The organism is Shewanella sp. 5_MG-2023, assembly GCF_030547465.1.
In the GTDB taxonomy this organism is placed as follows: Bacteria; Pseudomonadota; Gammaproteobacteria; order Enterobacterales; family Shewanellaceae; genus Shewanella.
Window position 1 is genome coordinate 101,289 of record NZ_JAUORC010000019.1, and the last position, 8,799, is coordinate 110,087.

At 37.6% G+C, this 8,799-nt stretch carries 8 protein-coding genes; 4 read left to right on the forward strand and 4 right to left on the reverse strand.

Going from position 1 to position 8,799, the window contains the following annotated elements:
- Positions 1-57: 57 nt before the first annotated feature.
- A complete protein-coding gene (locus Q4557_RS12875) occupies positions 58-1,434 on the forward strand; it encodes a site-specific integrase (RefSeq protein ID WP_303413161.1) in 1,377 nt (458 codons plus the stop codon).
- Positions 1,435-1,472: 38 nt separating this feature from the next.
- Here Q4557_RS12875 and Q4557_RS12880 read toward each other — a convergent pair whose 3' ends face one another.
- Positions 1,473-2,513 (reverse strand): hypothetical protein, encoded by a 1,041-nt coding sequence (locus Q4557_RS12880; RefSeq protein ID WP_303413163.1) that lies wholly within the window; start codon positions 2,511-2,513, stop codon positions 1,473-1,475.
- Between the two features lie 218 nt (positions 2,514-2,731).
- Between Q4557_RS12880 and Q4557_RS12885 the strand changes: the two genes are divergently transcribed.
- Positions 2,732-3,259, forward strand: coding sequence for a tyrosine-type recombinase/integrase (locus Q4557_RS12885; protein WP_303413166.1), 528 nt, complete (start codon positions 2,732-2,734; stop codon positions 3,257-3,259).
- Positions 3,260-3,816: 557 nt separating this feature from the next.
- Here Q4557_RS12885 and Q4557_RS12890 read toward each other — a convergent pair.
- Both Q4557_RS12890 and Q4557_RS12895 read right to left on the reverse strand, forming a co-directional pair.
- Positions 3,817-4,455: a hypothetical protein gene (locus Q4557_RS12890; protein ID WP_303413168.1), complete on the reverse strand. Its 639-nt coding sequence runs from the start codon at positions 4,453-4,455 to the stop codon at positions 3,817-3,819.
- A gap of 167 nt (positions 4,456-4,622) precedes the next feature.
- On the reverse strand, positions 4,623-5,150 hold the full coding sequence (locus Q4557_RS12895) for a radical SAM protein (RefSeq protein ID WP_303413170.1): 528 nt from the start codon (positions 5,148-5,150) through the stop codon (positions 4,623-4,625).
- Positions 5,151-5,578: 428 nt separating this feature from the next.
- On the opposite strand from Q4557_RS12895, the gene Q4557_RS12900 reads away from it, so the two are divergent.
- A complete protein-coding gene (locus Q4557_RS12900) occupies positions 5,579-5,998 on the forward strand; it encodes an N-acetyltransferase (RefSeq protein ID WP_303413172.1) in 420 nt (139 codons plus the stop codon).
- 746 nt (positions 5,999-6,744) lie between these two features.
- A complete protein-coding gene (locus Q4557_RS12905) occupies positions 6,745-8,037 on the forward strand; it encodes a tyrosine-type recombinase/integrase (protein WP_303413174.1) in 1,293 nt (430 codons plus the stop codon).
- Positions 8,038-8,205: 168 nt separating this feature from the next.
- Here Q4557_RS12905 and Q4557_RS12910 read toward each other — a convergent pair.
- Positions 8,206-8,799: integron integrase (locus Q4557_RS12910; RefSeq protein WP_303413176.1), on the reverse strand; the 594-nt coding region annotated here is incomplete at its 5' end.

Genomic DNA, 8,799 nt, shown 5'->3' on the forward strand with positions numbered 1-8,799 from the left:
TGCTGTCTAGCGTTTGAGAAATCATGTTTTCAGGTCCAAAACGGATGACTGAGACATATGTACTTATTTCGCGCCACAAATTGCACCTACTATACCCGCATGGTATTGCCTGTTTATCTACGTGATAAAGGCTTCTCTGCCGACATCAAAGTGTCACTCCTTACTAAGCAACGTTCTATCGCTATTGGCCGTAACCTGGTGATAGCGGGTATATTGCGGCCTATAATCAGTAGTTTAACCCCACAATCTAATACCGATGAGTTTAAATCAAAGGTCAATGGGCTGATTAATGATGCCCGACAGGGCTTTATGGGCATAACTGAAACGCAAGATGAGCAGGCTAAACCTGTTCGTGAAATGACCTCGTTTATCCCAACTCGCCCCACACAAATGGCTGAGACAATTGACTCACATCCCTATCGCTCAAACCCAAAGCTAACTAGGGCTGATGGCAATAAAACGTCAATTAAATCAGCAGATAACATTACATTAAATGGTGCACTAACAAAGTTTATCGCCTCTAAGCGAAAGCAGATTGTCTCAGCCTTAACGGTAAAGCAGCTCAATCAACGTATTGGTCACTTTATTGAACGTACTCATTTGGATGATGTGTGCGCTGTGACTAGCGCTGAAGCAATGGAATACAAAGACTGCTTACTGGAGGAGGGCAGAAGCCATAAAAGTAACAAAGACTACTTAGCCGCTGTGTCGCAATTCTTTAAATGGTGCAAGCTAATGCGCTACACCACTGAAAACCCGTTTGATGAAGTCAAACTCACTAAACCGGCTAATCAGGCTGGGCACGATTTAGCGCGTCTGCGCTGGCAACCGAGCCAGATAAAGCAGGTATTGCATTCAACCGCCTTTATTGACAAAAGCCATGACTTTAAATGGATAACGCTATTGATGATGTATGGCGGTTTGCGCCCAGCAGAGGCGTGCCAGCTTCATACTCATGATATTGCAGTCAAAGACGGCATATCAGTGATGACTATCACTAACGCAATCGCAGGCCAAAAAGTTAAGACTGAGCAATCCAAGCGAAAAGTACCAATACACCACCAACTGATTGAACTTGGGTTTATGGAGTTTGTCAAAACACGCGCTGACCGGACATCAAAAACAAAGCCGATATTCAACTATAAACCCAGTCATGATGGTAATTGGTCGCTCGCATTTTGTCGTGAATTTGGTAAATTGTTGGACAATCTTAACTTTATCTCAGGCAAGCGCCCAACGGCTTACTCATTCAGGCACACCTTTATTGATGAGCTTAAACAACTGCAAGTTGAAGAATCATTAGTAGCACAAATTGTCGGTCATGCGTATCAAAACATCACGTACGGACGATATGGCAAAAAGTTTGATGTCAAAACGCTCCAACCTGTGGTGGATAAAATCAACTTTGAGTTAACGATTTCTGCTGAAAGCTAAATTGATCATTGATTCTAAAATTAATATAGCCTCTGTTTTTATTGACATTTTTTATTTTGTTCAATGCTAGCTAGTTTCTTTTTTAACTCTCTAATTTCAATTTTTAACTCTCTAATTTCACCTTTTGAATTTTTGATTTCAATAGAGTGCGGAAGATTAAAGTTTTTTGATTCAGGCTTTGGTGTACTCTTATCAGAAAAAAACTGTAATTCAAGTTTAGCTAGGAAAGATTTTATTTTTGCGTTGAATTTAGAAATTCCTCCGTCCGTGTTCTCTACTGACCCCGATCTTTGTAAAAAATCAGCCAGTTGCTTCTTGGCATCTTGCCCTGAGTGTTCGCATTCAAGCTCTCTATATAACTTATCTACTTTTTTTATAAATGCAGCAGCACCATAAAGGTTTTTTTTAGATGCATACAGTGAAAAAGTCTGCTGCGACTCCATCCACTCTGCTGTTAAATACTCATAGCAAGTTAGCAGTTTCGATAATTTCTGTTTGCTATTCTTGACGTTGCTATTGATTAAAGTAGATCTCGCATCGGTTGTAGATAAACCCGTGGACTTGTACTGTTCAATCGAGTCATAAGCAGCAACACATTCACTCCAGTTAGAGAGGTTGTTGCGATCTTCGTTTTCAGATTTCCTTTCTTTAAATAAATCTGATATTGAATTAAATTCACGTTTGAAAGCCCTAAGTGCAACGTCATCAAGTCCGTTTTCCTGTAGAAATTTTACGGCTCTGTACCGTGATTCACCAAAGACTACAATGTTGTCAACCAACTGCCCGTTTTCATCAGTGTATTTTCCAACACAAATTGCAGAGTGGTTATATTTATGCTCAGCCAGCTGAATTATCATTTTCACAAAATCTGTTTGCACTTCAATTTTTGAAAGTAGTGACTCACTAATTACGAGCCCGTATCTTTTGCGCTCAATAAAGTCCAATAGAAGTACTTTCGCTTCATGAGAAATTTCAAAATACATTGCAGGTCGATTATAACCACGAAGCACATCAAAATACGTTTCCTTTGGTACATCGAAAATATATCGATGCGATTTATCGAAATTTTTTAACAGCATGTGATCATCTCCATTTCTTTATAAATCGACTACTAAAAATTAGTATCTAGTGTCGTTCGTAATCTACTGATAACCTATCATGCTGTCAATTCTTTTTTTGCCGTAAGCTACTGTTAAATATAACTTTATTTGATATAAAATAAATTAAATAATGTTTGTTTTTGAGAGTTTTGAGTAATAAAAAGTGTGTAAACAAATGCTTCAAGTTCTTTAAATTGATGACTATCACTATCACTATCACTATCACTATCACTATCACTATCACTATCACTATCACTATCACTATCACTATCACTAACGCCATCGCAGGCCAAAAAGTTAAGACTGAGCAATCCAAGCGAAAAGTACCAATACACCACCAACTGATTGAACTTGGATTTATGGACTTTGTAAAAACACGCGCTGACCGGACATCAAAAACAAAACCAATATTCAACTACAAACCTAGTCATGATGGCAATTGGTCGCAAACCTTTTGTCGTGAATTTGGCCAGTTGCTGGACAGCCTTAACTACATCGCAGGCAAGCGCCCAACGGCTTATTCATTCAGACACACCTTTATCGATGAGCTTAAACAACAGCAAGTTGAAGAGTCATTAGTGGCACAAATAGTGGGTCATGCGTATCAAAATATCACCTATGGCCGTTACGGCAAAAAGTTTGATGTGAAAACGCTCAAGCCTGTGGTGGATAGTATCGCCTTTGAGCTAACTATATCTAATGAGAGATTAAAGCTAACGTCTTAAATACGCACTCAATGAGGGCGTAAAAGGCGCGGCACAGCAGCCTCGACTGCGAGAAAGATTAGCCCACTTGAAAGTGGGACAACAGCGTAACCCGGTACGCTAGTATCCCACTTTTTGTTCCAAAAAGGTCGGATACTAGCTACGGGCAAGGGGAGTACCCCTTTGAACCCAACAGCCACATGCTGCGCATGTGAAAAAATCAAAAGCGTTAAAGACAAAAGCAGCATGACCACTTTTATATGGTCTGCACTGTTTTTATGTACAGTTATAATAGTGTTTCATCAATTTATGATAAAAATTGATTTAAAATAGTGCTTTAGTTGTATCGGTTTAAAAATTAAAAAATTGTAATATTCTGATTTTGTTATCTTTAATTTTTATTACCATCAAGGCATATCTTACTTTACGCGCAACCTCGGTTTGTTTGTGTCTGCTAGATACAATTAATTGCTTTACATCAATAAGATAGCAAATGTAGGATATTATTAATTAATAAGTTAAGGGGCTGACTTTACTGCGCAAGCCCTTCAATAAGCTGTTAACTGCCTTAGTTAGACTTATTCATTTATATTTAAATAATCTAATGATGATGGGTTTTCTTCTAAAATACTTACATATATATACAGCATTTGTTTTAGCTTCTGAATACGCTTAGAACAAAAATCATATTTACGTTCAAGCTCAAGTTCTACACCTCGCTTTGAACCTAAATAACAAGTATCACAAAATCGAAGGTTTGGACATAGCTTGCAATTATCATTGCAATCAGAAGTGTACTCTTCAATTATTTTAGTAACTTTATGTATATTTAACCCAGATTTTACATTACCAATATTCATGAATTTTCCGGAGCGTTCGCATGGATAATATTCGCCTGTAGAATCAACGAAAAACTTGTCAACTCCAGGAGTACAACACCCATTTATCCATTCATTTGCATTTGGAACCATATCTCTAAAATGTATTTTTTTTAAGCCAGAGCTAAATACCCAGTGGCCAAAATGAGTAGAAGCCTCATTTTTTATAGCAGCATCAATAAAATCATTTGCAATGATAATTTCCTGATCAGAATATTTTGAAATTTGATCTACTTTATCGATACTAGTAATAAATGTTGTATCGATTGGCCGAACATAATTTATAGCCCATGGTTGTTTAAATAATATATTGGAATTGAATAATGAGTAAATATTCAATAATTGATACGGTGGAGATAGGGTGGCAAGGAAAATAATATTGTTTTCATAATAATCACGAGAAGAATCATATATTCTAGTTAAATTTTTAAAAATATTGTTAAATGTTCCTTTTCCATTGATACTTAATCTATATTTATCATGTCTAGATTGATCGCCATCTATGCTTATTTGTAATTGAATGTTATTTTTATAACAAAATCAATCCATTCATTTGTAAATGAGTAGGCGTTAGTGTTTATGGAAAAATCTACATTTCCTGCTTTTGAGTTTATAAAATTTATAATTTTATAAACTAAACTTGAAGCCATAGTTGGCTCACCACCATAGAGGTTGATGCGTCTTCGTATTAGATGATTAGAACGAGATAAATACTCCTCGATAGCTATTTTTGCGGTATTAAAAGATATTTGTGCTTTATTATGATTTCGCTCAAATGGATAGTGTTCTGAATATGCACAATATGTACAGCGTAAGTTACAACTATCAGTTAAGTTTATAATAAGTACTTCTGACTTTACTTCATTAAATAGTTTATTATCCGGCCCAATAAAGCTGATGTTAGTCGAAGGATATGCTTTCTTAAATTCACTAGTAATAGTTTTCCAGCTTGAATTATCATAAATAGGAAATATATTGTTATCTACTTGATTATAAATATATTTTGTATTGCTTCGGCTTGTAAATTTCAACATAAGCTTTAACTCTGGATTAACTTAATGCGACACTGATGGCAAAAGTGATCTTTCCACCGCATCCTTTACAAGAACCAACTTTTTGTACAATTGAATTTCCACTAAATTTTGGCGTGAATGTTATTTCTTTAGTGTTTGGTTTTACAGTGTTTTTTTTCATTTCAGACTTCTTTGTATACCTATAATTGGGTGCACTGGTATTCCATTCTATTTGAAATTAGTCAATATCCTGTTTCGCATGAATAGCAGTTAACAAATGCATCAACACGATTTACTACATTCGGCATTCTAGATTTCTTTGAGTTTACCGTATTAAGTGGTAAATTTAGTCTCAATCTGCATGGTAGCAAACGTGTTATGCAGGCGTTATGTTTATTGATATCTGCTAAAAGTTAGCTAGAACTAGCTGATGTCTTGAGAAGAGAATTATGGCAATTAAATACAAAGAGGTTCACGGTGATTTCATTGTCTACCTCGAAGAACACCCTAAAGATTGTTATTGTATGTGGAGAAAAGATGACCATCAAAATATGTTCTATTCAATCGAACGTATAGATGTGTTACCTGAATTACGTAGAACTGGGATAGCTCGTGATTTACTAAATACTGCGATTGAACACATTCAAGTAGAATGTAACCAAGCTTGCATAGAAATTATCGCACTACCTGACGAAAGTAGTGAGGTTACTAAGGAAAATCTTGTAACTTTTTATGTGTCTCTTGGATTTGAGTTATATCAAGATTTTGGCATCAAGGTTGTTCTTCGCCGATATCTAGATGAATCTATAAAGCCACAGCCATTATACGATAGTCCCGATGTTTTCAAGAGCACCTGGTATATCCCATAGAGTAAACATAACAAATAAGGATAGGCCGCGCGCAGCCGCGTCCTTATCCCGATTGTTGAACAAGCCCGAGTGATACCTTTATAGTGTAAATAACGGCGTAAGATCTTACGCTTTTTCGGTGTGCGTTGAGCAGTAACATTTTTCACTAGACGCATTGATCCCTTAGCATCGCCAGCTAATTTCGTTACCTAAAAAATATCAATACCTTAGCACCTCCTTATACTTTTCTTGTTCTGCATTTTAACTGTTAATTTTTTAACCCTTCCACTTTAACAGTGGCGTTAGGCTTCATCCTAGAAGTAGCTCAATCGGATTGCACAAAGCCAACACAATTTAGGATTAGCAAAGCGTTAATCATTGACAACCTACGCAATAAATACTTAAATGTCATATATCGACTACGAATGTTCACTACCTAAAATGTGATTTCTCGATTAGTTATTGATTTTAATGTATTTTAAACTTTTATTATGGCGAATACCTTGGGTTCAAATCCCTATCTCTCCGCCATATTTAAGACGAAAGGCTCATCAGAAATGATGAGCCTTTTTTCGTTTAATCTGCTTTTAAAAGCATTTGAACCCAAGGGTTCCTATTTCGGAAATACGCTATCTCTTTGCCATATCAAATAATAGAAAAGCCGTTGATTATCAACGGCTTTTTTGTTTCTGGCATTTGAGGGGCTTTCTGAGAGGATTGACTCAGACAATGTACCTGCCTTTTACATTAGCAGAGCTCCTAATAGCGTGTACTTCACACGTATCTGTTTAGCCAAATCTTTACGCGATAAAGGCTTTCCTTTTGATATTAAAGTTTCTTTGTTGACTCGTGACAGAGCACAAGCGGTTATTCGCAATATTGATGTCGCAGGCACGCTGAAAAAAATCATCAATACCATAGACCATCAAACCTGTATCAATGACTTTATTCGTTATGTTGATGAAGTGATTAACAGTCTTCGCAGTGAATTTGAGAAAAACAAGTCAACCATCAGTACAAAGCCAGCAAGTTATAGCATCCCCATTAGAGACACTAAGCTGTCACAACACCGTGAAACCACGGCTGTAGCTCAAGCAATGTCCGTGGTGACGTTACATGATGCTCTAGCAGGTTTTGTTACTTCAAAAGAGAAGTCAGGCATTAGACCACTCTCTATTAAACAACTTGAACAGCGAACCTGTCACTTCATTAAGTTACTGCCAACAATCGGTAACCGGTCACCAAAAAGCACCCAAACTATTTGCACTAACGATATTACCTCGGCTGATGCGATGAAGTACCGTGATGAACTGCTTACACAGGGCAGAAGCTATAAAAGTAATAAAGAATACTTAGCGGCCGTATTTCAGTTTTTTAAGTGGTGCAAGTTAATGAACTACTGCAGCCATAACCCTTTTGAAAACGTGACAGTAGGGCAAAAGCCCAAAGTTAAAGCCAACCAAGAAAGAGACCGTTGGGATACGAGTGAACTTAAAAGGCTGATACATTCAGCCGAATTTAAAGCTTCAACAGCGGACTTTAAGTGGGTCACCCGATTGATGCTTTATGGCGGCCTAAGGCCATCAGAGGCGTGTCAGTTAAAGCCCAGTGACATCGTCGTAATCGAAGGTATTCATTGCATTAACGTTGATGACAGCGGCAAAGGGCAACGTATTAAGAATGCTAATGCAAGGCGCAGTATTCCAATCCACCAAACCTTGATAGAGCAGGGCTTTATTGAATTTGTAAAAACACGTAAAAAACATCCCCAGTTGTTTAATTACAAACCAGTGGGGTTAGTGGAAGATTGGTCAAAAACCTATTGTAAGCACCTATCGATATTACAAACCTGCATTGGCATGAAAGCGAGTCAACGACCAACGGCTTATAGTCTACGACACACTTTTATTGATGAGTTTAAGCGGTTGGATATCAGCGAGCATATTGTGGCGCAGATAGTTGGCCACGCAAACCCAAACATCACCTACGGCCGCTATGGGAAGGATATTCAGGCTAGGGCATTACTCAAATACATTGAGCGACTTGAATATGATATTTGATGAACGGGTGTGTTTGTTCGAAAGTGATAGAGGAGTGTGTAGCTCATTTATGCCCCATTATCATTTAGAACAATGACTCATTCTAATTTTGTGTTTCTGTGTTTGCCTTATATTTACTAATGCAGAAAGCAAAAGATATGGCTTTAGTAGCTAGTCTTGTTGTATGCCTTAAAGACTATCAAGAGGACTTATGACCCCAGTATGATGGCCACCAATCACATGGGTATATATATCGGTTGTTTTGACATCACTGTGTCCCAATAACTCCTGGATGGTGCGAATGTCATGGCCTTTGAGTAATAAAGATGTTGCAAACGAATGGCGGAAAGTATGGGCGGTAACGCGCTTATCTATACCACTGTTAGTGGTAGCTTGCCTTAATGCTCGTGAAAAAGCCGTTGGATGAATATGGTGTCTGCACACGTAGTTGTCACTTGGGTGCATGCAACGGCGGCTAGCAGGAAAGATATGTTGCCAATGAAACTTAGAAGCATTACTGCGATATTTTCTGATGAGAGAGATGGGCAATGAAGCAAGTCCAAAGCCATCTGACAAATCCGTCTCGTGGAGCTTTTTTACCAGTTTCATTTGTGACTTTAGAGTATCAATCAATCCGTTAGGAAGCATACAAACTCGATCTTTTTGCCCTTTTCCTCGGTACACAAAGATAGATTTAGTGGTTAGGTCAATATCTTTTACCCTAAGTTTTAGGGCTTCCTTTAATCTTAGGCCTGAGCCAAATAGGATGGCACCAATTAAATA